The following is a 2100-nucleotide window of genomic DNA, read 5'->3' on the forward strand; positions in this document are numbered from 1 at the left end:
GGTTTGATTTAAATTGTCGTGTAGTAGGGTTACGCCCCGCCCGCTATTTGTGCCAGTTGCGTAAGTCCTGACCAATTCAAAATTCACGCATTCAGAAATTTGAGCATCATCAGTAATATCTCACACATAATTTAATACTCATGTATAAAGACGCACTAAATCTTTACCTCTCTTTTCCTTAGCGTTCTTGGCGGTTCTTTTTCAAACTTAAGTGGATTATTATAAATAATTAGTATTAATTATAACTGATTTGCGCTTTGTAATCAAGTAGCACGGTGTCGTAGTAGTGAATTTTTGATATTTTAAAAATATCAATTTTAACTAAACATATATTAGACATCTCAAAAAAAATTACCTATGATGCTTGTACAGCAATTCCCTCAAGGCCAAAGCAATGTCAGAGAATTTCAGAAGTAAAGTTGTTACACAAGGAGTGCAGCGATCGCCAAATCGGGCTATGCTGCGTGCAGTGGGTTTTCGGGATGAAGACTTTCACAAAGCAATTGTGGGTGTGGCTAATGCTTATAGCACCATCACACCCTGTAACATTGGTATCAATCAGCTAGCACAAAGAGCGGAAGCGGGAATTAAACTAGCCGGGGCGATGCCGCAAATCTTCGGCACAATTACCATTAGTGATGGGATTTCTATGGGAACCGAGGGGATGAAATATTCCCTAGTGTCACGAGAAGTAATTGCTGACTCCATTGAAACCGTTTGTAATGGTCAAAATATGGATGGTGTCATTGCCATCGGTGGCTGTGATAAAAACATGCCAGGAGCGATGATTGCGATCGCACGGATGAATATCCCGGCTATCTTTGTTTACGGTGGCACAATTAAACCAGGACACTACAACGGCCGCGACTTGACTATTGTGAGTTCCTTTGAGGCTGTGGGTGAATACAGTGCTGGCAAAATTGACCACAGCGAACTGATGGAAGTAGAACGCCATGCTTGTCCCGGTGCTGGTTCTTGCGGTGGGATGTACACAGCCAATACTATGTCCTCAGCCTTTGAAGCGATGGGCATGAGTTTACCCTATTCTTCCACAATGGCGGCACAAGATGACGAAAAAGCTGATAACACCGAAGAATCAGCCAAGGTATTAGTAGAAGCAATTCGCCATCAACTGTTACCCCGGCAAATCATCACCCGCAAATCTATAGAAAATGCTATTTCTGTAATTATGGCTGTGGGTGGTTCAACTAACGCCGTGTTACATTTTTTGGCCATCGCTAGTGCAGCTGATGTAGAACTTAATTTAGATGATTTTGAGACTATCCGCGCTCGTGTCCCTGTTTTGTGCGATCTCAAACCTAGTGGTAGATATGTAGCCACAGACTTACATCAAGCTGGTGGTATTCCCCAAGTGATGAAAATGCTATTAGTGCATGGATTACTTCATGGAGACTGTATCACCATCACAGGTAAAACCATCGCCGAAATTTTAGCAGATGTCCCCAATGAACCACCAAGCAATCAAGATGTGATTCGTCCTTGGAATCACCCAGTGTATCCCCAAGGCCACTTAGCAGTTCTCAAAGGCAACCTTGCAACAGAGGGAGCAGTAGCAAAAATTACCGGAGTAAAAAATCCCAGCATTACCGGTTCTGCAAGGGTATTTGATTCCGAGGAACAATGCTTAGATGCCATCCTCGCAGGTAAGATTAAAGCTGGTGATGTAATAGTCATCCGCTATGAAGGTCCCAAAGGCGGCCCTGGTATGCGGGAAATGCTTGCACCCACCTCAGCAATTATTGGTGCGGGTTTAGGTGATACAGTGGGGTTAATTACCGATGGACGCTTTTCCGGCGGTACTTATGGGATGGTAGTGGGACATGTGGCTCCCGAAGCTGCCGTTGGTGGTGCGATCGCTCTGGTGGAAGAAGGTGATAGCATCACCATTGATGCTCATGCTCGCCGATTGCAAATCAACATAGACGATGCAGAATTAGCCCGTCGCCGCGCCAAATGGCAACCCCGTCCACCACTTTATACAAAAGGTATCCTAGCCAAATATGCCAAGTTAGTTTCTTCTAGCAGTGTTGGTGCTGTTACGGACTTGGATTTGTTTGATGAGTAGGAAGGGGGAAAGGG

The 2100-nt window shown here is 44.5% G+C and carries 1 protein-coding gene; it reads left to right on the forward strand.

Annotation, left to right across the window (positions count from 1 at the left end):
- Nucleotides 1-394 precede the first annotated feature (394 nt).
- Nucleotides 395-2086 (forward strand): dihydroxy-acid dehydratase, encoded by a 1692-nt coding sequence (ilvD, locus tag GNE10_RS34135; protein WP_185570451.1) that lies wholly within the window; start codon nucleotides 395-397, stop codon nucleotides 2084-2086.
- Nucleotides 2087-2100: the final 14 nt, after the last annotated feature.

Origin of the sequence: Nostoc sp. 2RC, from assembly GCF_014222165.1 — a bacterium.
Lineage (GTDB): Bacteria > Cyanobacteriota > Cyanobacteriia > Cyanobacteriales > Nostocaceae > Nostoc > Nostoc linckia.